A 24,451-nucleotide genomic window follows, 5' to 3' on the forward strand; every position below is an offset into this window, starting at 1 on the left:
TCACCCCCTGGTATGGTTGGGGCTGTGATAACCAAAAGAGGATGAATATGACCGTAATGAATAACCACGATGATCAAGGTTTTACTCTCATTGAGCTGATGATTGTGGTAGTAGTGATTGCTATATTGGCTGCGATTGCTTATCCGTCATATATGGAGCAAGTCGCCAGAGGCAAACGGACAGATGCGAAAACGGTAATGCTAGAGGCGGGGCAGGTACTAGAGCGGCGGTATACGGAATGTGGTGGATATAAAAAGAAATCAGATTGCTCCGCCGCGGCCAATATGGGAGAGGTGCTGCCGGCCTCCTCACAAGCGTCGCCCAAGGAAGGAGCTACTAAGTGGTATCAACTGGACGCAAGTGGAAAGACCACCGTGACGGATACCACATTTACATTGGTATTTAATCCGCAAGGTTCACTTAGTAGTGATAAATGCGGTTCTTTTTCGCTATCCAATACCGGGCAAAAACAGCTTATTATCAGTGGATCAGTCAGTTCTAACGCGACACTTGTTGGCGATTGCTGGAATCGTTAATCTCGAGGTTGTGGGTAATTTGGGTTTGCGCTGCTGTTTAAAGTTAAGGGAAGAAGGTTGCTTGGGTCAATTCAACGCAACTCTCTTGGCAGCGCGAACACCACATTTTCTTCACACCCACGGCTTTCGGTAACGGTCGCAGCACCAAGCTCCCGCAGCCGGTCAATCACCTGTTGCACCAACACTTCCGGGGCCGAGGCGCCGGCAGTGACACCGATGGCGGTTTTTCCTGTTAGCCAGGCCGGGTCGATGTCCGCGGGGCCATCGATTAGCCAAGCGGGTGTTCCAGCCTTCTCGGCCAGTTCCCGCAATCGGTTCGAGTTTGAACTGCTGCGTGAGCCGACGACCAGTAACAGCTCACAGTTTCCGGACAGGTCTTTGACAGCATCCTGCCGATTTTGGGTGGCATAGCAGATATCGTCCTTGCGTGGCCCCTGGATCAGCGGGAAACGCTCGCGCAAGGCGGTGACGATCCGGGCCGTGTCATCGACTGAAAGGGTGGTTTGGGTGACATAAGCCAGCTCGGTAGGGTCGCGTACCGGCAGCCGCCAAACATCCTCCACCGTTTCTACCAAATACATGTGTCCTCCTTGCGTTTCCTGGTATTGGCCCATGGTGCCTTCGACTTCGGGATGTCCGGCATGGCCAATCAGGATCACCTCACGGCCGGCACGGGCGTGACGGCTGACCTCCATGTGAACTTTGGTCACCAGTGGACAGGTGGCGTCAAACACCTTAAGGCCGCGTTGCTTGGCCTGTTCCTGGACGGTGCGTGAGACGCCGTGGGCGCTGAAAATCACCGTCGCGTCGTCTGGAATCTCGTCCAGTTCTTCGACGAAGATTGCACCACGCTGGCGCAGGTTATCGACCACAAATCGGTTATGCACCACCTCATGACGGACATAAATCGGCGCCCCGAACAGCTCTAGCGCACGTTCGACGATGCCGATGGCCCGATCCACGCCTGCGCAAAAACCTCGGGGATTAGCAAGATGAATCTGCGCACTCATGACAAGGCTCCCAAGAGTGATGGCCTGATTAGGGGTTATCCACCGGATTTTTCAAAGACCCCGTATTTTTCGAAAGCAAGCTATCAAACACCAATAATCCGGCACCGATATTGATGGCAATGTCCGCTACATTGAATACCGGAAAGTACCAGCGTTCGTAGTAAAGTTGAATAAAATCAATTACCTGTCCAAACAAAATCCGGTCAATCAGATTGCCGACAGCGCCCGCTAAAATCAGCGCCAGCGCGGCCGCCAACCAGCGGTCGCCGGGTTTGAGCCGGCCCAGCCAGACGATCAGGCCGATGCTGACCACCAGGCCCAACCCAAGAAAGAACCAGCGTTGCCAACCACCTGCGCCGGCCAGGAAGCTGAAGGCGGCACCGGTGTTATACGTGAGCGTCAGGTTAAACGACGGCAACACCGGCACCGGTTCGTGCATGACCAGCAGCGCTTCGGCAAGGTGCTTAGTGGCTTGATCGAGCGCCAGGGTCAAGCCACTGAGCCACCAGGCCCAACGAGGTGCCGACATTAGGTGTAACGCCGCGTTTCGCCAGCGCCAGTCACATTGGCCACACACCGCCCGCAAAGCTCTGGATGGTCGGTAGTTTGGCCGACATCTTCGCGATGATGCCAGCAGCGCACGCATTTAGCGTGGGTGGTGGGCAAAACCCGGATGGCGAGTGACTGGCCGTTGGTCTGGATTTCAACCACTTCGGTCGGACGCTCTGACAGAGGTTGCAAACGGGCGTAGGAGGTGATGAAGAAAAACCGTAGTTCATCTTCCAGTTTGCCGAGGTCGGTGGCCAGCGCGCCATCGCAGTATAAATCCAATTCCGCGTCCAGCCCGGAGCCAATCCCTCCCGCAACTCGCAGCTTTTCCAGTTCCTTGCTGACGGCTTCGCGGACTGCGATCAGCCGATCCCAGTAAGCCGTGTTGAACGGATCATCGTCACTGACCGCAGATAGCCCCTGGTACCAGGTAGCCAGAAACACCGATGGCCCGCGCTCGCCAGGCAGGTTTCGCCAGATTTCCTCGGCGGTAAAGCTTAAGATCGGCGTCAGCCAGCGGGTCATCGCTTCCAGGATGTGATACATCGCGGTTTGCACTGAGCGGCGGGCGAGGCTATCGCGTTGGGTGGTGTACTGGCGATCCTTGATGATGTCCAAATACAAACTACCCATGTCCACTGAGCAGAAGTTATGGATTTTCTGGTAGATCAGATGGAATTGATATTGCTCGTAATATTCCAGAATTTCCGCCTGCAAGCGGCGGGTGCGATCCACCGCCCAGCGATCCAATGCCAGCATCTGCTCCGGCAGCACGAGATGTTGCGCCGGGTCGAAACCATTGAGATTCGCTAGCAGGAAGCGGGCCGTATTGCGCATCCGCCGGTAGGAATCGGCCATGCGCTTGAGAATTTCATCGGAAACCCCCATCTCACCGCGATAGTCGGTCGCCGCTACCCACAACCGCAGCACGTCCGCGCCCAGCGAGTTGACCACTTTCTGCGGCGCTACCACGTTGCCCATCGACTTCGACATCTTGCGGCCATGCGCGTCCACGGTGAAGCCATGGGTCAGCAGGCCCTTATAAGGCGCAACCCCGCGCATCGCTACCGAGGCGAGCAGCGATGACTGAAACCAGCCACGATGCTGGTCGGAGCCTTCCAGATACAATTCGGCCGGGAAATGCAGTTCAGGGCGACGATCCAGCACCGAAAGATGGGTGGTGCCAGAATCGAACCAGACGTCTAGGGTGTCGCGGATTTGGTCGTAATCGGCCGCCTCGGCGCCTAATAATTCGGCTGGGTTCATCTCGAACCAGGCGTCGATGCCGCCCTGTTCGATCCGTTGCGCCGCCTGTTCCATCAAGGCTTGGGTGTTCGGATGTAATTCGCCGGTCTGCTTGTGAGTGAACAGCGTAATCGGTACACCCCAATAGCGTTGCCGGGATACGCACCAATCGGGACGGTTTGCGACCATGCCCTGAATCCGTGCCTCGCCCCAGTCGGGGGTAAAACGCAGTTTCTTGATCTCCTCCAACGCGCGGGCGCGCAAGCCATGATGCTCCATGCCGATGAACCATTGCGGCGTAGCCCGGAAGATGATCGGTGTCTTGTGCCGCCAGCAATGCGGATAGCTGTGTTGCAGGCGGGTAGCCCGCAGCAACATGCCATGCACTTTCAGGGTGTCGATGACCCGATCATTGGCGGCAAAGACGTGCAAGCCGGCGAATAGCGGTACATCCGCCAGGAATTTGCCGTCTGGGCCAACCGGATTATCCACCGCCAACCCGTAGCGCGAGCCGACCACATAGTCTTCCTGGCCGTGGGCGGGCGCGGTGTGAACCAGGCCGGTGCCTGCTTCGGTGGTGACGTGATCGCCAAGGATGACCGGCACTTCGCGGTCGTAAAACGGATGGCACAACGCCAGGCCCTCCAAGTCAGCGCCCGCGCCGTAAGCGATGATCTGGTAATCGTCGATGCCCCAACGGGCCAACGATTCCTTGAGCAAGGGTTCGGCGACCAGCAGCCGTTCCTGGCCTCGGTCAGTTGCTACCTGTGCCACCACATATTCAAAACCTGGATTGACTGCAACCGCCCGATTGGCGGGCAAGGTCCACGGGGTGGTGGTCCAGATCACCACCGCCAGCGGGCCATGGCCGTTGTGGCCCTCGACGTGGCGGCAGCGAGCCAGTAGCGATTCTGGGTCGGCTACCGGAAACCGCACGTCGATGGCCGGGGAATCACGATCCTCGTATTCGACTTCGGCCTCGGCCAGCGCCGAACCGCAATCGATGCACCAGTAGACCGGCTTGGAACCGCGATAGAGATGGCCATTGGCAATAATCCGCGCCAAAGCGCGCACGATGTCGGCCTCAGCGCGAAAATCCATGGTCAGATAAGGATTCGCCCAATCGCCCAAGACACCGAGGCGCTGAAAATCAGCACTTTGGCTGGCGACCTGTTCACCGGCGAATGTCCGGCAAGCGGTACGAAACTCGCGGGCGTTGACCTTGACGCCAACCTTGCCCAGCTTCTTTTCTACAACCTGCTCAATGGGCAGGCCGTGGCAATCCCAACCCGGCACATAGGGCGCATCGAAGCCGCTCAGGGTGCGGGATTTGACGATGATGTCCTTCAGTACTTTGTTGACGGCATGGCCGATGTGGATGGTGCCGTTGGCGTAGGGCGGGCCATCGTGCAGCACGAACTTCGGCCGACCGGCGAACTCTGCCCGCTGACGGACGTACAGATCCAACTCTCGCCAATAGCGCAGCAAGTCCGGCTCGCGCTTGGCGAGATCGGCTTTCATCGGAAAGTCGGTGTGGGGAAGATTGAGAGTGTCTTTATAATCAGCCACGATAAGCCTCTAAAAACCGATATGAAAATGCTCCGCTCCCTGCGGGAGGGGAGTATATCCTTTTCATCCTAATTCCTTACCTCTACTGGAGAAAGAGGGCAGGAGATGCCGCGCTCGGAGAAATACGTTCTGGCGATTTGTTCGTCCTTCTGGATTTGTTGCCGCAATGCGTCCAGAGACTCAAAACGCCGTTCCGGGCGTAAATAGTGTAAAAAATCGACCTTGACCTGCTGGCCGTACAAGTTGCCCCGATAATCGAGCAAATGGACTTCCAGGCGCTCGCGATGGCCGGCCACCGTAGGACGACGACCGACGTTGGCAATACCCGGCCAGGGAGGCAGAGTGCGCCCACTCATTAGGACGGCATAAACGCCGTAAACCGGCGTGACCCGGCGATGAAGGTGGATATTAGCTGTCGGGAAACCAATGGTCCGGCCGCGCTGCTCGCCATAGGCGATTCGTCCGCACATGTCGTAAGGCCGCCCCAGCAGCCGGGCCGCCAGTTCTAAATCACCTTGACTGAGCGCTTGTCGGATACGGGTGCTACTGACGCGCTCGCCATCCACCAGATGGCTTTGGGTGTTCGATACCGTAAAACCGTGCTGCTGACCTGCTGCAACCAGCATGGCGAAATCACCAGCGCGGCGGTGACCGAAGCGAAAATCATCGCCAACCACCAAATAGCGAAGGCCCAAACGTTCGACCAGCAGATCCTCAATAAACGTTTGCGCCGGCATAGCCGCCAAGTGGTGATCAAATTTCAGGCATAGCACCCGCTCAATGCCCAATCCATCCAGTGCTAGCAGCTTTTCCCGCAAGCGCATCAGCCGAGCTGGGGGTGCGTTGGGGCCGGTGAAGAATTCTTGTGGTTGTGGCTCGAAGGTAATGACCAAGCGCGGTAGGCGTAGCCGCGACGCCTGTTCGGCCAGTTGGGCCAGAATCGCTTGGTGGCCGAGATGCACCCCATCGAAGTTGCCGATGGTGGCGACGCAACCCCGATGATGAGGTTGCAAATTATGCTGGCCGCGAATCAATTCCATGCTGGCTTTCGATAAAGGTGAGAGGACGAAGGGCGGCATTATAAGGTAGGCAGTGCAGCCTTGCCGAATATGACGAAGACTTCAGCAAAGATAAGCACTTTATCGTCGTCTCGGAGAGCGATGCTTTGCATAAAGGCGATTCATTTCAGGTTCTGGGCTGGCCTCTCATCATGATTCCGGTTTGCATCTGGATTGTTGGAAAAATCCTGCTAGGTTTTCTAGTTACATACGAATTTTGTATTCGTGATGAGGCCGTGCCAAGGTTGTAGCGGTAGCGGCTCTGTGCATTAATCCAGTACTTTGGGGTAAAGACCATGGGTCATTGGAGCCGGTCGGTTTGTGCGGATACCCGTAAAATTTGGGAGGCTCTAAATGGCATCGCCCCAGCACACCAACGGTGCTTACCGCCCGCTCGGAAATTATTCCCAGTACGTTGGTCTTCGCTGACGATCTTTATCCTATACCTGACTGCGGCCTTTAGCTCACAGGCGCAGCAAAAGGTCTTTCCCATCGTCGAACCATTCTCCGGCACATTGCAGAAGATCTACACCAGCGGCGTGATTCATGTCGGCCACCGTGAAAATTCGCCACCTTTTGCTTTTCTTGACACCCAGCGCCATCCCATCGGTTACTCGCTGGATATCTGCGAGGTGGTGGTCGAAGAAATCGCCCGCCATCTCCACAAGGAAGATCTCAAAACCGAATACGTGCCGGTAACGCCAGAAAACCGTTTCGATCTGGTTAAAAACGGTACGGTCGATCTCGAATGCGGCTCTACTACCGCCAGCACAGAGCGGCGTCTTACCTTGGGTTTTTCCCCCACGATTTTCGTCACCGGGGCCAAGCTGCTGGTCAAGCGCGGCAGCGGCATCGTGTCGCTGCGCGGGCTGCAAGGCAAAACCGCCGTGCTGACCAAAGGGACGATTCATGCCGAGACTCTCCCCAAAATCGCCCAACAACAAAATCTCACAATTCAATTCATCTTTGCCGACGATCACAACCAATCGTTTGAGGCGTTGGCAGCCGGTAAAGCCGACGCCTTTATCAACGACGACGTGCAATTGCACGGCATGATCGCGGCACGCGATGCCGAATCCGATTATCGCGTGGTGGGCGATTTCCTCACCTATGCCGATTACGCGCTGATGTTCCGCCATGACGATGCCGAGTTCGCCAAGGTCGTTCAGCAAGCTTTTGAACGGCTAGCCGGTAGTCGGGAGATCCGAGCAATCTATCGGCGCTGGTTCATGCGGCCCTTACCTTCGGGAGTCAGCCTTAATCTGCGAATGAGTCCGCACCTGGAGCATGTCTTCCAGCTTCAAGGCTTGGCGGCTGACTGAATCTGGCGGCGATTGCACCAAACGACAAGAGAAGACGTTGGCCCCAGCGCTGAGAGGCGCTGAAGGTCTCTTTGGTCCAAGACCGCCCGAACGGACGGGGTACTACAAAAACAGCATCACCAGAGGAAACGAACGTGGACGAACCCGTCAAGAAGCAATCTCTTTATAAGTCACTGTATTTTCAGGTTTTTACGGCTATCGTGATTGGGGTCTTGCTCGGTCACTTCTTTCCCGAAACCGGCACGGCTATGAAACCGTTCGGCGATGCGTTCATCAAGCTGATCAAAATGATCATCGCGCCAATCATTTTCTGCACGGTGGTGGTCGGTATCGCGGGCATGGAGGATATGAAAAAGGTCGGAAAAACCGGCGGCTATGCACTGCTCTACTTTGAAATCGTGAGCACCGTCGCCCTAATCGTCGGCTTGACCCTGGTCAATCTTTTGAATCCCGGTGGCGGTATGAATATCGATCCGGCCACATTGGACACCAAGAGCGTGTCGCAATTTACTGGGCCGGGCAAACTGCAAGGCACCACTGATTTCTTGCTGAACATCATTCCCACCACCTTCACCGACGCCTTCGCCAAGGGCGAAATGCTGCAAGTGCTGCTGATTGCGGTGATGTTCGGGTTCGCGCTGCACACGTTCGGCGGACGCGGTACGCTGGTGTTCGACATGATCGAGAAGTTCTCACATGTCCTGTTCGTCATCGTCGGTTACATCATGAAAGTAGCCCCCATCGGTGCGTTTGGTGCGATGGCCTTCACCATTGGCAAATACGGTTTGGGATCGCTGGCCTCACTGGCCAAGCTAATGGGTACTTTCTACTTGACCTGCCTGTTGTTCATCTTCGTGGTGTTGGGCAGCATCGCCCGCTACCACGGCTTTTCCATCTGGAAATTCATCAAATATATCAAGGAAGAATTGCTAATCGTATTGGGCACCTCCTCCTCGGAATCGGTGCTGCCGCGCATGATGGCTAAATTGGAAAACCTGGGTGTGCGCAAATCGACCGTCGGTTTGGTGATTCCGACCGGCTATTCTTTCAACCTCGATGGCACGTCGATCTATCTGACGATGGCGGCGGTGTTCATCGCCCAGGCTACCAACACGCCGCTGACGCTGATGCAGGAAATCACATTGCTGGCCATCCTGCTGCTGACTTCCAAAGGCGCGGCGGGCGTCACCGGCAGTGGGTTCATCGTGTTAGCGGCGACCTTATCAGCGGTTGGCAACGTGCCGGTAGCGGGGCTGGCCCTCATCCTGGGCATCGACCGCTTCATGTCCGAAGCTCGTGCGCTAACCAACCTGATCGGCAACGGTGTGGCCACCGTGGTGGTGGCCAAGTGGACCAACGATGTGGACACCAACCGCCTGCGTGCCGTGCTCAATAATGAGACCGAGGTGCTGGCCGATAACCCGGAGCTAGTGCTGGATGCGGTTAATACACAGATGCCGGTGCAAGTGAAGTAGCCCATTGATTGATGGCGCTTGGTGGTTTTGGCCTGACTGTCATGTCGGCTCGGTCAATCGAGTCACCAACGCCGTCATAAATCTTTGGCGGTCGCCCTCCCAGCGGAGGCGTTCACCGACCCAGGCATCGCAAAAAAACGGCACCGGCAGCCAAGCGCCCTTGGGGAGTACCTTGCCCAGGCCACGCAGGCGGATCGGGTAAATCGGCACCTCCGGCAAAGTTTCCGCCAGCCATACGATGCCAGATTTAAGTTGCCCCAAGGCTTCCGGCTCACCCCGCGTGCCTTCTGGGAAGAAGATGACCAGATCGCCGGCCAGCAATGCCTCTTTGACTTCATGCAGCACCTCGGCGTGTGCTGCGCCGCCTTTGGTGGCCACCGGAATAATGCCGATGACCTTCCGGGCGAACCAGGAGCGCCAGCGGCCCTGCAAGAAATACTCGGCTGATGCAGCCGGGCGCGTGTGCGGCAATAGCCGCAAGGGTAGGATGGCCGCCAAGGCCAGTGCGTCGAGATGACTGTTATGATTGGCGACGATCAAGGCCGGGCCTTGGTGCGGCAAGCGCTGGCGACCCCGCACGCTGATCCCGACTGCCAGGAGCAGAAACGGTTTGACGAGCAACAGAAAGAATAAGAAGCGTAAGAAGATGGGCCACATGGCGATGTTTGGCGCCGTCAGAAATACAGGTAGCGGGTGAAGTGAAAAAACAGCGGCGCGGTATAGGTCAAGCTATCGATCCGATCCAGAATGCCGCCGTGGCCTGGCAACAGCCGACCGCTATCTTTGATCCCCAAATCGCGCTTTAGCGCTGACAGGCTCAAATCACCAAAAAAGCCAGCCACCGCAATCAAAGCACCTGCCAATAGCGCATCGCGTAAGCCAAACGGCGTCAGCCACGATGCCAATAGCGCCGATAACAGCAACGTGGTCATCGCGCCCCCCACGAAACCTTCCACTGTCTTGTTCGGGCTGACCGTGGGCGAAATTTTATGCTTGCCGAACAGTTTGCCCCAGCAGAATTGCGCGACATCGTTTAACTCGGTCAACAGCAAAAGAAATAACACCAGTCCCGGCCCGCTGACCTGCGGGTATTGACCCTGCGGCAACACCAGCAAAAACGCGAGATGGCTGAGGCTGAACACCATGCTCATCAGGCCCCAGTGCAAAGTGCCGGCGGCCCGCAGATAGCCCTGGGTATCGCCAGCGAGCACCAGCGCGACCGGTATCAGCAGGAACATATAAACTGGGATGAAGATGATGAACATCCCGTACCATTCGATGCCGATCCAATAGTATTGCAGCGGGATGCTGAGATAGGCCCAGAACAGCACCCGGCGATCAGCTTGCCGGGTCGGCACCAGCGTCAGATACTCCTTGAGGGCGAGGAAGCTGACCAGCCCGAAAAACACCAGTGCGGCGGTGCGGCTGAAGGTCAAGGCCAGCGAGCACAGCGCTACGATGATCCACCAGCTCCGCACCCGCTGCCGCAGTTCGCTATCCGGCGTCGGCGCGATCCGCCACACCACCAAGGTGGCCAGCAGCAGCAAACCCCATACCCCACCCAGAATTGCGAGAACGGGCGATGAGAGAATCACGGACATGCTTTTGACTCCTGGAGCGCCCCGTACAGTCGGTTATAACAGGTTAGCACGAGCAAGCCATTAGCGATCCAGAGCAGGGCATGGAGCCAAAAGCCGCTGGACACTCCAAAGCCAAGGAGCAGGGCGATGCCACCGAGTAACAGCGCACGGTCGCTCTTGCCCATCGGCCCGTCATAGCGGCGACTCGCTCCAATCTGCACGCCCAACACCCCACAAAATTCACTGAGCAGCGCCAGCAACACGAAAGCCACTATCGCGGCCGCTGATAGACCAGGCAGCAAGAGCAGCGGCAGATATAAACCCATATCGGCTACTACGTCGCCCAGTTCGTTCAGGAGCGCGCCCAGCGGGGTCGGCCCTTGAAATTCGCGGGCGAGCATCCCGTCCAAGGCGTTCAAAGCCATTCTCAGTAACAAGACTGGCGGTAGCAGTAAAAAGGTGAGCGGCGTTGGCCAAAGCCAAATCACGCTACCGACCGCCAGTGACAGCAGCAGTGCAGCCAAGGTGACTTGATTGGCGGTGACGCCCCGGCTGTGCAGCCCGTAGGCGATAGGCCGCAGCAGATTCTGAAAAGCGGGTTTGATGGTGTAGATGCTGATCATGCGCTTTCTCCCGCCAGCGTGGGACAGCGCCACGATGACGCCATGACGATACCGGGCCGAACCGCACGAATTTTCGTGAATGCTTCTTCAAGCGAGTGGGCGCGACCCGTTACGGTCAGCCAGTGGGCCACGAGGTGCGCGCTACGCGAATACCCCAGAGTACAGTGAACAAACACGGTTTTTCCTTGTTGTAGCGCCATTTCAATGGTAGCCGCGCCATCGCGCAAAGCGTCCGGCGGCGGTTCGGTCAAATCCAACAGTTGCAGATTGACATAATCAGTCTGGCGGAAGCTGGCGGTTTCGTTGAAATCGCCAGTCAGATCGATCACCACACGGCGCGGATGAGCGGCGACAAAGCTCCGCGCCTCCTGTTCATCGAGCCGTGCGCCTATAAACAGGCCCGGCAACACTTCCACAAACGGCAGTCCCATTCGCCGCCGATACCACCGCCACGAGAGCTGTTGGCCGAGACGATAGGGCGCGAAAACCCACTGTGCCGCCCATGACAGCCGCCCGTCGTGCTTGCGAAACACCGTCGGCCCGATTCCGGCGTAAGCGGCGGCCACCACGCTTAAACTCAGCGCGGGCCACAGCAAAATTAGCCAGTAATCTCCTTGCACAGCGAGCGCCAGACAGAGCAAGCCGCCGCTCAGATAGCGACCGGCCAGGCGCTTCCCACCGATTGGCCGATAGCGAACCGTTTTACCAACCTGCTCGGCGTGCGGATCGGGAAATAGCCAAAAGGCGATTACCCCGACCAACGCCCCCGCTGGCAGGTCGATGACATGATGCTGCCAGGTCGTCAGCGTCGAAAGGCCGATCAGCACAAACCAGCCGTGCAGCAACCAACGCAGCGGCCCGTGTGTGTATTTGGCGTACAGAGACCAGAGGATCATACCTAAGCTGATGTGCAAGGACGGCGCTTGATTGAACGGCCGGTCGAAGCCGTACAGCGCCTGGAACAGCGAGCCGAATAGCCCTTCTACTTCGGGCCGAGGAAAGCCAAAACGCAGCGGAAACAGCAGAAAGCCGACGGCGGAGAGCAGAACGGCGCTGATGATCCGCCCGGCGTGGCGATCCAGTTCCAGTCGATTCCGGCACAGCAACACTGAAAAAGCGTAGAACAGATCGAGCGACCAGTAGGGAATAATCGTCCAGGGCAACACCGGAATCTGCCGTTCCCACGCAAAGAAGAAGCTGCCCACGTCAGCGCGCAATGCTGTCAGTTCATTGCAGAGGCCGTAGACCAGGAAGAAACCCGGCCCCAGCACCAGCGCCATCCAGGCAATGGCCGCACGCCAGGGGCGGGCCGCTTCGACCGCACCGGATTTTTCACGCATGGCCCGGCTCCAGCCGACGGGCCAGCGACACCGTAAAAATCCCCCACGGGTCGGTTTCCTGGGCGATCTTTTCAAACCCGGCGGCGGCGACCAGTTGATCCATTTCCTGCTGGCTGCGTCGCCGCATCACCCACGGTTTACCGTCCCGATGGCTGCTCAGCACCCGTGCAATGAATTCGAGCTGTGGGTGCCAGGGCTGGCCGGTATAGATCAGATAGCCGCCCGGCGTGACTGCCGCCGCCAACCCAGCCAACGAGGCGCGCACCGGCCCATTTTCGGGAAACAGCTCATACAGCCCGGAGACGATGCCGACCGTGGCGTCGCGCGGTAGGGTGGCGAGGCTGGCCGAATTGAAGGCGTCGCCCTGCTCGAAGGCAAAGCGCTCTTGCAAACCCCGTTCAGCGATCAATCGCCGCCCCGCTTCTACATTGATCGGACTGAAATCCCGCAGCACCCCGCTCGCTGGAATTTCAGATGGTTCGCCCACCGCGTCCAGCACGTAGCGGCCATGACCGGCGGCGATGTCAACGATCCGCACTGGTTTATCAGCGGCGTGCAATTCGCTCATCGCCCGGCGCAGCAATTTTTCCAGATGAATCTTGCGCAACCGAATGCCTTGCCAGCCGATGGCGTTCAAATAATTGCGGTCGATCAGCCGACCCAACGGGGTCAAGCCTTCGGCACGGTTGCGGTAGACGTAATCCAGCGTGGTACCCGAATCGAAGCCGGTGGCAACGCCGAGCTTGATGCCTCGACTGAAACGCGCACCGATGGTTTTCATAAAAAATCGACTCAGGCCGTAAACCAGGCGTCGGCCCGACAGCGCGGGCAAGGGATTCGCCAGCCGTTCGTATTCGCGCTGGGTCGCGCTGTTGCGGTCGGCGTCCAGCAAGGACGGTTCATAGCGCGGCTGTGCAAACGCTTCCAGAATGAAGCGACGGGCGTCATTCAACGGCAGATGGTGGTCCCGCTCGTTAAAGGTGTCATGGAAGAAGCCAGGATAAACGTGCATCTCCTTGACTGTAGCCCCCAAGCGCTCGAAGAAGCGATGCTGAATCGCCTGATCGACCACCCAATCCGCGCCGGAAGTCAGCACCAGAGTCGGTACGGTAATGGCCGCCGCATCGTCCACCAACTTGCGACCGGCATCGTGCAAGTCGACCAACAGATTCACCGCAATGCGGCGAGTGATGAGCGGATCGGCGTCGTAGCTGGCGATTTTGGCCGGATCGTGGGTCAGCAATTTCGCCTTCACGTAGCTGTTGACGTAGGCTTTTGGCTTGAATTTCAGCAGCCAGCGCAGCGCGGGAATGGCGAAAGGCACATACAGTTGCACTTGCAAGGCCGGACTGCCCAGCACCAGAGCGCGGATTTTCGGCGCGTAGTCATGCACCCAGGTGGCCGCCAGCACGCTGCCGACGCTGTGGGCGAACACCACGATATTTTCGATGGGAATGCCGTAGTGGCGCGAAACGTGGCCGACGAAGGTCTCCACATCGCGCACCAGCACGCCGAGATTTTCCGCATCACCGCGCGCGCCGGGACTGCGGCCGTGGCCGCGCGCGTCCCAGGCGAACAAGGCGAAATCGGCTAAATCGAGCTTGTCCACCACATCCTGCCAGCGGCCGGAATGCTCGTGGCCGCGATGGAACAGGATCACTGCCCGATCCGTGTTGGATTCGGGCAACCAGGCTCGGTAGAACAACTCCACGCCATCCCAACTGCGAAAACTGTGGTCGTGGTCTTGTCGATGGGGGTTCATCTGATGGCTCCATGTGGTCTTAAGGCTTCTGCTTTCCTTAATCAAAACCCGTGCCAGCCGTAAAATGCGCTTAAGTCCTTGTTGTAACGAAGCGTTGCCGCGCGTTATAAAATGATCCTCAAGAACACGGGTACATTTTATGATAGCTGGCTAGACATTTTTTGCTGGGAGATTTCCGAAATGGCGGGCACTCGACTACAACTCGAAGCAGATGAACGGCAATTTTTGGCCGCTGCTTCCGACGTAATCATGGCGAATCCGTTCGAGATCGACCGCCGCCAGGTTGCGGCCTTGGTGCCGGCATCGGCTTTGGCGATCCCCAATGGCCATCACGCCCTGACCACGCTGTTTCCGGTGTTGCTGGCGCGACTCGACCGCTTGAGCCAGCGCAACGCGGGCAGTCTGACCCAGTACGCGGGCGAGGAACGGCAATGGTTGGCCGACGCTCGACTGTTCTGCGGCTATCACCGCTTTTTGCCGGAGTTGGATCGATTGATTGATCAGGAATCGACCCAGCCCCGCCCGTTGACGCCCGTCGCCTTTGCCGATGAAGCATTGGCCCTGCTGCGGGAACAGGGTTTCGATCAAACGGAAGCGGTGCGCTATTTCGGATTGTTTTATCAATTACGGCGTGCTTACCGCTTCATTGACGGCGCGCTGATCGGTTCCAGCCCCTGTATGCAGCAACTGCGGCGGGCGTTGTGGAACAACGTATTCGGCTGCGATATGCGGGTGTACGAGCGCTATCTGTGGAACCGGATGGAGGACTTTTCGACCCTGATACTGGGCGAGACCGGCAGCGGCAAAGGTTCGGCGGCGGCGGCCATCGGCCGGTCGGTATTCATCCCGTTCGATCCCGCCAGCCATCGTTTCCAGCACGGTATCGCTGACACCTTTATCGCGGTCAACCTGGCGGAATTTCCCGAAAGCCTGATCGAATCGGAATTATTCGGTCATCGCAAGGGCGCGTTTACTGGCGCGGTGGAGGATCATCAGGGCGTATTCGCGCGCTGTAGTCCTTACGGCTCGCTGTTTCTGGATGAGATCGGCGACGCCAGTCTGGGCGTGCAAATCAAACTGCTGCGGGTGTTGCAGGAGCGTGCCTTCACGCCGGTCGGCAGTCACAAGCCGCAACGCTTTTCCGGGCGGGTGATCGCCGCTACCCATCAAGCGCTGGCCGAATTACGCCAGCAGGGCAAATTCCGGCCGGATTTTTTCTATCGGCTCTGTTCGGACACCATCACCGTGCCGTCGCTGCGTCAGCGTTTGGCCGAAACGCCTGCTGAGCTGGATTTGCTGGTGGACGCTCTGGTGGCGCGCTTGTTGGGGTCGAGCCGTTCGGAAGCCGTCGAATTGGTGTTGACCGCGCTGCATCGTGATCTTCCCGCCGATTACCCTTGGCCGGGCAACGTGCGAGAACTGGAGCAGGCAGCACGCCGGATTCTGTTGACCGGACGCTATGCAGGGGAACCGGCCGCTCCCACAGCGTCCGATGCTTTCTGGCAACAGATGCAGGCGGGAACGCTGGATGCGCGAAGCGTGCTAGCCCAGTACTGCGCCTTGCTTTATCAGCGCTGTGGTAATTACGAGCACGTCGCCCGCCAAACCGGCCTGGATCGGCGAACCGTGCGGAAATATCTGAGTCGGTCAATCCTGCCGCAACAGCAAATGCCGGGGTCGGATGCCGACCGCCAGCACGGCCAGTAGATAACTGGCTCCACCCGCCAGGATCAGCCCGCTTAAATGCCACAGCCGTTGTTTGGCGCTGGCCTGAAGCCAACTGTCCAGATCGCCCACACCAAACCCAATGACTGCACCCATCACCCCATTAGCGAGCAGCAGTTGCAGCAAGAATTTGGGCCAGCCGGAACGGGCTTGATAAATACCCCGTTGCCGTAAGTTGTAGAACAGCAGGCCCGCGTTCAGATAAGCCGCCAATGAGGTCGCCAGCGCCAACCCGGCATGGGCCAGCGGCCAGACCAGCGTCAACACCAGCGCCGTATTAGCTCCCATAGCAATCAAACCGTATTTCACCGGGCTGCGGGTGTCCTTGCGCGCATAAAAACCGGGCGCTAGCACCTTGATCAGCATAAACGCGGTCAAGCCGAGCGCAAACGCCATCAAGCTGCGCGTCGACATGGCGACATCACGGGCGTCGAATTCTCCGTACTGAAACAACGCCGACAGCATCGGCCCGGACAATAGAATCAGCGCGATGGTGGCGGGAACCCCAATCAGCAAGGCCCAGCGCAAAGCCCAGTCCAGCGTTTGTGAAAAGCCGCCTGCTTCGGCGTTGGCGTGCTGGCGGGACAGTTTGGGAAGAATCACCGTACCCAGCGCCACCCCGAAAATACCGAGCGGAAATTCCACCAGCCGGTCGGAGTAGTACAGCCAGCTCACGCTGCCGGAAACCAGGAATGAAGCCACCAAAGTGTCGATCAGCAGATTGACTTGCGCGACCGAGGAGCCAAACAGGGCCGGCACCATCAGTTTTAAGATTTGCTGGACGCCCTGAGAGGCCCAACCCCAGCGTGGTCGTGGCAGCAGCTTGACCTGGCGTAAAAATGGAATCTGAAAACTCAGTTGAATGATGCCCGCGATAAAGACGCCCCAGGCTAAGCCAACCACCGGCCGTTCCATCTGCGGCGCCAGCCATACGGCTGCCGCGATCATGGTCAGATTCAGCAAGACCGGCGTGATGGCGGGAATGGCGAATTTGCCACAACTATTCAGCACGCCACCGGCAAAAGCTGTTAAGGAGATGAACAAGAGATAGGGGAAGGTGATTCGCAGCATCTCGACGGTCAAGTCATACTTGGTCGCGTCGGTGGTAAAGCCCGGTGCGAACAGCAGGATCAGGATCGGTGCGGCCACTACCCCGATGGCCGAAATCAGCAGCAAAATCGCGCCCAGCGTCCCCGCCACTTGATCGACTAATTCTTTGAGTTCCTGGGGTGAATGCTGGGTCTGGTATTCCGAAAAGACCGGGACGAAGGCTTGCGAAAACGCGCCTTCAGCAAACAGGCGGCGTAAGAAATTGGGAATGCGGAAGGCGACGAAAAAAGCATCAGTGCCCGCGCCTGCGCCAAACATCTGCGCGTAAACCATATCGCGGATAAAACCGGTAACCCGCGATAATGAGGTCATCGCGCTAACAATACCGGTGGATTTCAGGAGGGCCTTACTCATGATGGTGCGATCCCGCGCAGGCAGCGTTTGAAGGCGCGGATCATAACGAGATTCGCCTCATCTGTCAGCGATAACGCTGGAAGGGGATTGACAGACTAGCGGAAAGTGTCATTATTATTCCCCTTTTTTGAAGTCGGAATGTATTCTGTTTATCCTGTTGTCTTGTAAGGAGTCTTGATCTTGGCCAATACCGCTCAAGCGAAAAAGCGCGCCCGTCAGGCGGAGAAACACCGCGAACATAACGCCAGTATGCGTTCCATGCTGCGTACCTACATCAAGCGAGTGATCAAAGCGATTCAGACCGGTGATAAGGGCAAAGCCGAATCGGAATATCAGACGGCGGTGCCGGTGATCGACCGCATGGCCCGCAAGGGGCTGATTCACGTCAATAAGGCCGCTCGTCACAAGAGCCGTCTGACGCATCACATCCGCGACATGGCGGCTTGATCAGCTGCTGGACAGTGATCCCAGAGTGAAATGGCGGGTAGACGGCGGCATCAGTGCTTTGGTAGGCCGTGTTTGTGCAGGAGCCGATAGAGGTTGCGTTCGCTGACGCCGAGCACCTTGGCCACATGCGCCCGATGTCCCGAATGCTTGTCCAGCATTTTTTCCAGATACATCCGCTCAATTTCATCCAGATTAGGGTCATGGTCGAAGGTGAGCGAGGTGATGGCGGCGGGATTATGGCCGGATGCGGCAAAGGCCAGATGCTCCGGGCGAATTTCCGCTTTGTTGCCGGATAGGATCATCGCCCGTTCGACGACGTTGCGCAGTTCGCGAATGTTGCCCGGCCAGTCATAGGCCACTAATTGTTTTAGCGCCGCCGCTGAGATGGTTTTATTGACCTGAAGACGGATGTCGAGATGGTGGAGGAAATACTCCACCAGTTCGGCGATATCTTCACGCCGTTCCCGCAGGGGCGGCACCCGAATGACGAAGCTGCTCAGGCGAAAATACAGATCCTGTCGGAATTGATTGTCGCGGCTCATCTGCGCCAGGCTGCGATTGGTTGCAGCGACAATCCGCACATTGGCCCGTAAGTCCTTGGTCCCGCCCAGGCGGCGGAACTGACCGGTTTCCAACACCCGCAACAGCTTGGCCTGTAACGCGATATCCAGTTCGCCGATTTCATCCAGAAACAAAGTACCGCCTTCAGCCCCTTCGACCAGACCGGGTTTGCGACGATCCGCGCCGGTGAAGGCCCCCCGCTCATGACCGAATAATTCCGATTCGAACAGGGCGTGATGCAGCGTTGAGCAGTCGATTTCGAGCAGATTGCGGTCGGCCCGTGCGCTGCGCTGATGGATTTGTCGCGCCACCAGTTCCTTGCCGACCCCGCTTTCACCCTCAATCAGCACCGTGATATCGGCGGCGGCTACCGCGTCGATCAGGGCATGGACTTCGGCCAGCGCCCGGCTGCGACCGATCATCGCGTTCTTGCCCATCGCCTGAATTTGGCGCTGATACCACTCGTGCTCACGGCGCAGTGTGTCTGTGTCCAGGGTGCGCTTGACCATCAATTCCAGTTCGTCGAGGTTGACCGGTTTGGTCAAATATTCGGCGGCACCGGCCTTGATCGCCCGCACCGCGTTTTGTACGGAGGCGTAGGCGGTGAGCACGATCACCGGATATTGGTGAGCGATTTCTGAAATGATTTTATAGCCATCCATATCGGGCAGCAGGCAGTCGAGCAGGATCAGCGCCGGTTCACTGGCGGCCAGATACTCCTTGGCGCTGGCCCAATCCAGGGCAGATTTGACCGAGTGGCCCAGTTTTTGTAAATGCCGGGCCATCAGATGATTGAGGGTTCGGTCATCTTCAATAATCAAGATATCTTTCATGGCCTAGACGCCTTTTTTGTTTTTAGACCGCATCGAGCGCATCGGCGTTGGGAAGCTGGACAGTGAACTGCGATCCCTGATCCAGTTGGGTAGCGATGGCGATGCTGCCACCCCAGCGTTCGACGATGGCGCGGCAAATCGGTAAGCCAAGCCCGGTGCCCCGGTCGCCGTCGGCGCGATGGCTGAAAAAGGGATCGAAAATATACGGCAGGTCTTCGGGGCGAATGCCGGTGCCGTTATCCTCGAATGTCATCGTAACGTGTTGCCCGTCCACTTGACTGCTGACCTGAAGCTGGCCACCGTGCGGCATGGCGTGAAAAGCGTTTTGCACCATGTTGACGATGACGATACGGATTTCGCTATCGGCGGCGACCGTCCGGGCATCGTGCGCGCTCAGCGCCAGATTGATAGTGACCTGGCGCTGGATCGCTTCCAGTGTCATCAGCGACACCGTGTCTTGCAGCGCACTATTGATCGAAACCAAATCCGGCGAGTGGCCGGGCGGTAAACTCAGCCGCAGCAGGCGCTCGGTAATATCGATACAACGGTCAATTTGCCGGTCGGCGAGATGCAGGTACTCGTACAGTTGTTCGTCATCCCGCACCGCGTTATCACGGAGTTTGAAGAGCGTATCCAGTGCGATACGGATCGAGGCCAGCGGATTGCGAATTTCGTGAGCAACGCCGGCCGCAAGCTGGCTGAGCGTCGCATGTTTCTGCTGATGCGAATATTGCAGTTGCTTGGCCAGATCCCGAATCGATTCCACGACATACAGCGTGTCTTGGCCGTTGCTGCGGGCGGGCATGGAGGCACCGTACACCTCGACATGAACGGGGCTGCCATCGTCGCGGCTGAAGCTTTGCAAGGTTTTAACCGGCTGGCCGGTTTTGGCGATTTCAGCCAGTGGGCAGGTGATCAGGTGTGGCGGACAGGGGTTATCGCGCTGGTGGCTGGAGCGATAGCAGGGGGTGCCAATGATCTGCCGCGCTGTTTGGCCTAAATGCTGGCTGTAGCTTTGATTGGCCAGGACGATGCGGTAATCCGGGCCGATCACCCGAATGCCATCGGGAATGGCGTCGATCAGGTTTTGCAAAAAGGCTTTTTGTTCCTGGGTGGCGGCCAGGTTATGGGCGAGCGTGTCGGCCATGTGGTTGAAGGTGGCACCAAGTTGGCCGAGTTCATCCGCGCTGGTCGCTACAATCCGGCTGTTGAGTTGACCGCTGGCCAGTGCGTTAGCGCCGCTTGCCAACCGAGCGACAGGTTTGAGGACGAAGCGGTTAATGAACCACCAGCCGCCTGCGACTGAAAGCAAAACCACGACTGCGCCTGATCCCATCAGCAGACCGGTGCTGTGTAAGGTGCGCGCCCGCAGCGTTTCGGCCTCGTGATCGATCACTAGAATGCCGTTGATAGGGTTTAACTCGGTCGGGCCATGACATTGCACACAACGCGGCTGGTTATGTACCGGATGGATCGCCCGCAAAACATCCCGGCCCAGGCTATCGCTGAGGGTGAGCTGTGTCTCTTGACTCAGCGCGCTCTTGGGCAAACACACAGGGCAGTCTGTACCGCTCGATAGCGCCAGTTGTGTGCCGATAAGCCGATGATCGGAGGCAAAGCGCACCTCGCCGGTTGGGTTCAAAATCATCGCTTGCCGAATCGAGGGTTCCTGACCCAACCCATCAATGATCTCCCGCAGTCCGGGTAGATCGCGCTTGAGCATGGCGTTGACGAGTGCGGCTTGTAAAAGCCGGTTGACTTCCGAAGCCCGTACAGTTCGCTCCTCGCGGAGCTGGCCGTGATAGAGCGTGACAAAAGCCAGGAGAAAAATGAGTGAGACGGTCAGTAAGCCAGCGGCAGCCGCCACGATGAATTTGCGGTTGAGGCTGCGGGCAATCCAGTGACGCAAGGGTAGGGTTCTCAAGGCGGTTTGAGCAGGGCCAGCATACCATGCTTGGGCTGTCATTTTGACAGGAGCCTGACCGGTGAGGGCCACCAAGGGGGTCGATACCTACCTCAATACTTGATAGAGCTGACGGCCGTGGCGCGTTCGCGCGCAGATGGTGCATAAGCCATCGGGTCGAAGCTGTCCGGTAGGCAGGTGGTAGCGGATGTTGCACGCCGGGCAGTGTCCTTGGGCCAAGGCAACGGCTTGAGGCCGGAGTGCAAGCGCGGCAATGTGGATGGCGTTTTGGTCGCAGGCATCCCGACAGATCCCGCAACCGGTGCAGTACTGGGCTTTGATTTGATAACACGGTTCGCTATCGGTCGTTTTCAAGCGGATGGCTTGGTGCGGGCAGAGCCGGACGCAGGCGTCACAGCCATTGCAGCGGGTCGGGTCGATGTTGGGTGTCGCTAGAAAAAGATCATCCGGCCCTGTCTCCGGTAGCGATGCTGTGGGTGGTGTGGAATTGGCCGGTTCGTCCCCGGCCAGCGCGGCGGCATCGCGGGTGGTGTTGATGGCAGTTCGCAAGGCATCACGAAAGAAATTTCGGCGGGTCGAGACTGGCCCGCTTTGGCAGGGAGTTGATTGCTTGAGGATTTTCTGCCATTGCGCTGGCTCCAGTGCGACCAGGGCGATGGGTTCTAAACTTCGGCTTTGCAGCAGCGTGTTGGTTTTTTGAACGGATTCCGATAGGCGTTGGCCGCGACCGCGCAGGCAGGCGTCACAGTCGGCGTTGGTGATGATCCAGGTCGCCATGCCGCACCGGTACTGATGCAGCAGCTCGCGCGTTCCGATGCTATGGAGGCAAGGGATTCGGCAGTCGGCGGCGTCTAAGTCCGTTCGTTCGCAGGCGCGAAAGAGTGCAGTGTGGCCCTTCCAGGAACGGACGCCCGTATCAGCCAGAGCCTGATCGCAGGCGATGGCATTCTCTGGGCAGGCGGGAACGCACAGGCCGCAGCCGTCACAGGCATTGATGTTGATTCCTAGCCGTTCGTCGTCGATCACCCACGCATTAAGCGGGCAAGCGTCTGCACAAGCGCGGCAACGGGCGTCGTTGATGTGGCTGTGTACGCAGCGGTCGGCGCTGACAGTGGGGAGTCGGGCTTTAGCGGCGATTGTTTCTGTTAAGGCGCGTAGCGGGGGTTTAGAGACCGTCTCCGGTGGAGATGCGGTTTCCTTTGGAGTGTTGGGGCGGGGAGGTGGAGTCACGCTATCCTTGATAGAGTCACGAGCCTTTGTACCACTCCTTTGAGTTGGAAGGCGTCGATATAGGCCCGAGCATGCTGGTGACTGAACAAAACCGGATGGGCCAGTATCAACCCATCGTAGGTGGTCTTGCCAGAGACGAAGAGGACTTCCTCACCTACAGCGTCTATGAAGCGGAAGGGTGCTTGCCAGGCTTGCTTATCCTCTTGACGGAGCAACAAGCCCAACTTGGAGTAGGAGCAGGCCAAATCTTTGTCGCAGAGCAACAGTCCAGGTTGTCCGCCATTGGGATGGACTAGGCCTTCGAGCCAATGTTGTGTCTGACCCACACAGTGGTTTATCCGTTCGTGGTAGCCACCCGTGTGCTGCGGACACGGGCACCGTACCCCGTTATCCAAGGCCACAGTCAACCCCGGCGGCAAGCCGGACAGAGCTTTGAGTAACGGCTTTATCCAACAGCGGCGCCCAGCAGCCAGCGAAGAACCATCTTGTTGAACCCACAAATCCAACACAGTTGGCACAATGCGGTTGTTACTGATACCCGGTTCTCGGAAGATTGCAACCAGATGGACGGGCGTCTGTGCCGACTGTTTGGTCCAAGTGGTCCCGTTTGTGTGTAGCCGAACTGTCGCTGGTTCGGCGGCTAGAAGCGAGGCCCGATCCGGACATGTAGGACAAGCGTAAGGGTTCTGCATACTTTGCTACGGTGAATATATACAGCGGAGCCGCCTCTAAAACTCTACCACGTTGGCCCTTGTCCAGAAATAAAAGTAGACGGAGCCGGAGCCGGAGCAGCGCCACGTTTCGGCTTCATCCGTTGCTCGATGTCTTCGGCAGTAGGGCGAGGTTCGGCCAGCAATTCCGCCAGCAAATCGCGTAGCTCTTGGCAATAGGCAGCGGTGAGCAAGGCGAGAGCAGCGAAGAATCGGGTACGGCAACGCTCCGCCACCCGCTGACTGAAGAGTGGCAACCAGCGTAACAAATGCTCATCCATAAAGCGGACGGCCTCGGTCAGAGTATCGCCCCGCACTGGCTCAAACAGATGCGCCAGGAATTGGAGTTCCAGCGCCAGATGATCTTCCGGCCGGATGCGCCAATCACCCACCGTCAAACCGTGGCGAGTGTAATAAGCCCGAACCTGAAACATTGGCTCCTGTCGCATCAAATGATCTTCATCCAGCCAGACCGATTCGTGCGGTGAAGCGCCGTAGCCGTTGGTGAGATAGATATCGGTGTAGTCGGCGGCATACTGATCAAGAATGGTTTGACTGAGCGTTTCTGGCAGACCCTCAAACGCCGCCGCCATTGCCTGCAACGCTTCCCGACCAACCGGTGATTGCAATTCCAGACCGAGCGACAGACCGCCTTCTTGCCGCAGTGATTGCAGCAGTGTGCTGCTGGGTTCGGCGTGATGAAGCAGAGCAAGCGATAGTAAATCCTCGGCTACCGCCTGCCGGAAACTATCCAGGGTAACGGCTGGCCCGGCATCCGGGTCAGCGGATGCCGTGTCGGCCCGTGCCGTCACTCCACGATCCCTTTGCGGTGGGGGATAAAGACCATCGAGGGATTAGTCAACTCAGGATCGGCAAAATTCTTCACCGCCCGCACCGGCTTATCATTCGGTCCCAACGCCTTGGTTTCCCATTCGCCGCTCATTAACTTATCCACCGGGCCGATGTCCAGCACCCGCATCATACAGGCCATCACGCAGTACGGCTTGCGGCCAGCCTCGATTTCATCGACGCACATGTTGCACTTCTTGACCAGATGGTCGCTCGGATCGTACTGCGGTGCGCCGTAGGGACAAGTCGCCTCACAGCGTCGGCAACCGATGCACAAGGTCGAGTCAATATCGACGATGCCATCCTGCTTACGCTTAAAAATCGCGCCGGTCGGGCAGGCGGGTAAACAAGCCGGTTCGCCGCAGTGGTTGCAGGAGATGTTGACTTTATAGGCGTAGACATCGGGATAGGTGCCGCCTTCCACATACATCACCCGCCGAAAGCGGGGGCCTGCTGCCAGCCCATTCTTATCCTTGCAAGCGATTTCGCAGGCGCGGCAACCGATACAATCGACATTGTTATGGATGAAGCCTAACTGCATGTCAGGCTTCACCGGCGTATACACTTCCTTCTTGCGACGCTTGACCGCTTCCTTGATCACGGCCGCATTTTCGGGGGCTTTGGCGTCAGCCATGGCAT

20 protein-coding genes are annotated in these 24,451 nt (G+C 58.0%); 5 read left to right on the forward strand and 15 right to left on the reverse strand.

The features are described from left to right. Window positions 1-56 precede the first annotated feature (56 nt). Window positions 57-536, forward strand: coding sequence for a type IV pilin protein (locus BN873_RS14500; RefSeq protein WP_071244299.1), 480 nt, complete (start codon window positions 57-59; stop codon window positions 534-536). Window positions 537-607: 71 nt separating this feature from the next. Here the strand turns inward: BN873_RS14500 and ispH are convergent, their stop codons facing one another. The 4 genes from ispH to ribF all read right to left on the reverse strand — a co-directional run bounded on the left by ispH (window position 608) and on the right by ribF (window position 5,949). Further along, window positions 608-1,546, reverse strand: a complete 939-nt coding sequence (gene ispH / locus BN873_RS14505) for a 4-hydroxy-3-methylbut-2-enyl diphosphate reductase (protein WP_048675179.1) — start codon at window positions 1,544-1,546, stop codon at window positions 608-610. 28 nt (window positions 1,547-1,574) lie between these two features. Next, window positions 1,575-2,075, reverse strand: a complete 501-nt coding sequence (gene lspA / locus BN873_RS14510; protein ID WP_048675182.1) for a signal peptidase II — start codon at window positions 2,073-2,075, stop codon at window positions 1,575-1,577. Next, a complete protein-coding gene (gene ileS / locus BN873_RS14515; RefSeq protein WP_048675185.1) occupies window positions 2,075-4,909 on the reverse strand; it encodes an isoleucine--tRNA ligase in 2,835 nt (944 codons plus the stop codon). The genes lspA and ileS overlap by 1 nt, the downstream gene beginning before the upstream one ends. A 68-nt stretch (window positions 4,910-4,977) precedes the next feature. Continuing rightward, a complete protein-coding gene (gene ribF / locus BN873_RS14520) occupies window positions 4,978-5,949 on the reverse strand; it encodes a bifunctional riboflavin kinase/FAD synthetase (RefSeq protein ID WP_048675188.1) in 972 nt (323 codons plus the stop codon). A 314-nt stretch (window positions 5,950-6,263) separates the two neighbouring features. Here ribF and BN873_RS14525 point away from each other — a divergent pair, with 314 nt between their 5' ends. Together BN873_RS14525 and BN873_RS14530 are read left to right on the forward strand one after the other, a co-directional pair. Then, window positions 6,264-7,289: an amino acid ABC transporter substrate-binding protein gene (locus tag BN873_RS14525; protein WP_048675191.1), complete on the forward strand. Its 1,026-nt coding sequence runs from the start codon at window positions 6,264-6,266 to the stop codon at window positions 7,287-7,289. A 134-nt stretch (window positions 7,290-7,423) separates the two neighbouring features. Further along, the gene (locus BN873_RS14530) at window positions 7,424-8,764 is read left to right on the forward strand and encodes a dicarboxylate/amino acid:cation symporter (protein ID WP_048675193.1); all 1,341 of its coding nucleotides are present in this window, start codon (window positions 7,424-7,426) and stop codon (window positions 8,762-8,764) included. Window positions 8,765-8,803: 39 nt separating this feature from the next. Here BN873_RS14530 and BN873_RS14535 read toward each other — a convergent pair whose 3' ends face one another. From BN873_RS14535 to BN873_RS14555, 5 genes are read right to left on the reverse strand one after another with little or no spacing between them, the layout of a single operon-like run. Continuing rightward, on the reverse strand, window positions 8,804-9,421 hold the full coding sequence (locus BN873_RS14535) for a lysophospholipid acyltransferase family protein (RefSeq protein WP_048675195.1): 618 nt from the start codon (window positions 9,419-9,421) through the stop codon (window positions 8,804-8,806). A 17-nt stretch (window positions 9,422-9,438) separates the two neighbouring features. After that, a complete protein-coding gene (locus tag BN873_RS14540) occupies window positions 9,439-10,365 on the reverse strand; it encodes a phosphatidate cytidylyltransferase (protein ID WP_048675197.1) in 927 nt (308 codons plus the stop codon). After that, window positions 10,356-10,967, reverse strand: coding sequence for a CDP-alcohol phosphatidyltransferase family protein (locus tag BN873_RS14545; protein ID WP_171820494.1), 612 nt, complete (start codon window positions 10,965-10,967; stop codon window positions 10,356-10,358). The genes BN873_RS14540 and BN873_RS14545 overlap by 10 nt, the downstream gene beginning before the upstream one ends. After that, window positions 10,964-12,307, reverse strand: coding sequence for a phosphatase PAP2 family protein (locus BN873_RS14550; RefSeq protein ID WP_048675199.1), 1,344 nt, complete (start codon window positions 12,305-12,307; stop codon window positions 10,964-10,966). The genes BN873_RS14545 and BN873_RS14550 overlap by 4 nt, the downstream gene beginning before the upstream one ends. Then, window positions 12,300-14,069 (reverse strand): bifunctional alpha/beta hydrolase/class I SAM-dependent methyltransferase, encoded by a 1,770-nt coding sequence (locus tag BN873_RS14555; protein ID WP_048675202.1) that lies wholly within the window; start codon window positions 14,067-14,069, stop codon window positions 12,300-12,302. Before BN873_RS14555 ends, BN873_RS14550 begins: the two co-directional genes overlap by 8 nt. 180 nt (window positions 14,070-14,249) lie before the next feature. On the opposite strand from BN873_RS14555, the gene BN873_RS14560 reads away from it, so the two are divergent. After that, entirely contained in the window at window positions 14,250-15,776 is a 1,527-nt protein-coding gene (locus BN873_RS14560; RefSeq protein WP_048675205.1) for a sigma-54-dependent transcriptional regulator, read from the forward strand. Here BN873_RS14560 and murJ read toward each other — a convergent pair. Then, on the reverse strand, window positions 15,717-17,258 hold the full coding sequence (murJ, locus tag BN873_RS14565) for a murein biosynthesis integral membrane protein MurJ (RefSeq protein WP_082161313.1): 1,542 nt from the start codon (window positions 17,256-17,258) through the stop codon (window positions 15,717-15,719). The two genes, BN873_RS14560 and murJ, sit on opposite strands and share 60 nt — an antisense overlap. Window positions 17,259-17,438: 180 nt before the next feature. Between murJ and rpsT the strand changes: the two genes are divergently transcribed. Continuing rightward, window positions 17,439-17,705: a 30S ribosomal protein S20 gene (rpsT, locus tag BN873_RS14570; protein WP_048675209.1), complete on the forward strand. Its 267-nt coding sequence runs from the start codon at window positions 17,439-17,441 to the stop codon at window positions 17,703-17,705. 50 nt (window positions 17,706-17,755) lie between these two features. On the opposite strand, the gene BN873_RS14575 is transcribed toward rpsT, so the two are convergent. The 5 genes from BN873_RS14575 to BN873_RS14600 form a co-directional block, all read right to left on the reverse strand. Continuing rightward, the gene (locus tag BN873_RS14575; protein WP_048675215.1) at window positions 17,756-19,099 is read right to left on the reverse strand and encodes a sigma-54-dependent transcriptional regulator; all 1,344 of its coding nucleotides are present in this window, start codon (window positions 19,097-19,099) and stop codon (window positions 17,756-17,758) included. Between the two features lie 22 nt (window positions 19,100-19,121). Continuing rightward, window positions 19,122-21,065 (reverse strand): ATP-binding protein, encoded by a 1,944-nt coding sequence (locus BN873_RS14580; RefSeq protein ID WP_139031738.1) that lies wholly within the window; start codon window positions 21,063-21,065, stop codon window positions 19,122-19,124. A gap of 45 nt (window positions 21,066-21,110) precedes the next feature. Continuing rightward, window positions 21,111-22,253 carry a 4Fe-4S binding protein gene (locus BN873_RS14585; protein ID WP_082161315.1) on the reverse strand — a complete coding sequence of 381 codons (1,143 nt, stop codon included), beginning with the start codon at window positions 22,251-22,253 and terminating at the stop codon, window positions 21,111-21,113. A 736-nt stretch (window positions 22,254-22,989) separates the two neighbouring features. Continuing rightward, the gene (locus BN873_RS14595) at window positions 22,990-23,775 is read right to left on the reverse strand and encodes a TorD/DmsD family molecular chaperone (RefSeq protein ID WP_048675226.1); all 786 of its coding nucleotides are present in this window, start codon (window positions 23,773-23,775) and stop codon (window positions 22,990-22,992) included. Then, entirely contained in the window at window positions 23,772-24,446 is a 675-nt protein-coding gene (locus BN873_RS14600; RefSeq protein WP_048675230.1) for a 4Fe-4S dicluster domain-containing protein, read from the reverse strand. Before BN873_RS14600 ends, BN873_RS14595 begins: the two co-directional genes overlap by 4 nt. Window positions 24,447-24,451: the final 5 nt, after the last annotated feature.

It is taken from the genome of Candidatus Competibacter denitrificans Run_A_D11 (genome assembly GCF_001051235.1).
Classification (GTDB): domain Bacteria; phylum Pseudomonadota; class Gammaproteobacteria; order Competibacterales; family Competibacteraceae; genus Competibacter_A; species Competibacter_A denitrificans.

Coding starts and splice junctions, on each gene's coding strand:
- BN873_RS14575 (WP_048675215.1), bottom strand. CDS start 19,099: ATGAAAGATATCTTGATTATTGAAGATGACCGAACCCTCAATCATCTG.
- BN873_RS14580 (WP_139031738.1), bottom strand. CDS start 21,065: ATGACAGCCCAAGCATGGTATGCTGGCCCTGCTCAAACCGCCTTGAGA.
- BN873_RS14540 (WP_048675197.1), bottom strand. CDS start 10,365: ATGTCCGTGATTCTCTCATCGCCCGTTCTCGCAATTCTGGGTGGGGTA.
- BN873_RS14500 (WP_071244299.1), top strand. CDS start 57: ATGAATAACCACGATGATCAAGGTTTTACTCTCATTGAGCTGATGATT.
- BN873_RS14550 (WP_048675199.1), bottom strand. CDS start 12,307: ATGCGTGAAAAATCCGGTGCGGTCGAAGCGGCCCGCCCCTGGCGTGCG.
- ribF (WP_048675188.1), bottom strand. CDS start 5,949: ATGGAATTGATTCGCGGCCAGCATAATTTGCAACCTCATCATCGGGGT.
- BN873_RS14600 (WP_048675230.1), bottom strand. CDS start 24,446: ATGGCTGACGCCAAAGCCCCCGAAAATGCGGCCGTGATCAAGGAAGCG.
- murJ (WP_082161313.1), bottom strand. CDS start 17,258: ATGAGTAAGGCCCTCCTGAAATCCACCGGTATTGTTAGCGCGATGACC.
- BN873_RS14535 (WP_048675195.1), bottom strand. CDS start 9,421: ATGTGGCCCATCTTCTTACGCTTCTTATTCTTTCTGTTGCTCGTCAAA.
- ispH (WP_048675179.1), bottom strand. CDS start 1,546: ATGAGTGCGCAGATTCATCTTGCTAATCCCCGAGGTTTTTGCGCAGGC.
- BN873_RS14525 (WP_048675191.1), top strand. CDS start 6,264: ATGGGTCATTGGAGCCGGTCGGTTTGTGCGGATACCCGTAAAATTTGG.
- BN873_RS14560 (WP_048675205.1), top strand. CDS start 14,250: ATGGCGGGCACTCGACTACAACTCGAAGCAGATGAACGGCAATTTTTG.
- BN873_RS14545 (WP_171820494.1), bottom strand. CDS start 10,967: ATGATCAGCATCTACACCATCAAACCCGCTTTTCAGAATCTGCTGCGG.
- BN873_RS14555 (WP_048675202.1), bottom strand. CDS start 14,069: ATGAACCCCCATCGACAAGACCACGACCACAGTTTTCGCAGTTGGGAT.
- lspA (WP_048675182.1), bottom strand. CDS start 2,075: ATGTCGGCACCTCGTTGGGCCTGGTGGCTCAGTGGCTTGACCCTGGCG.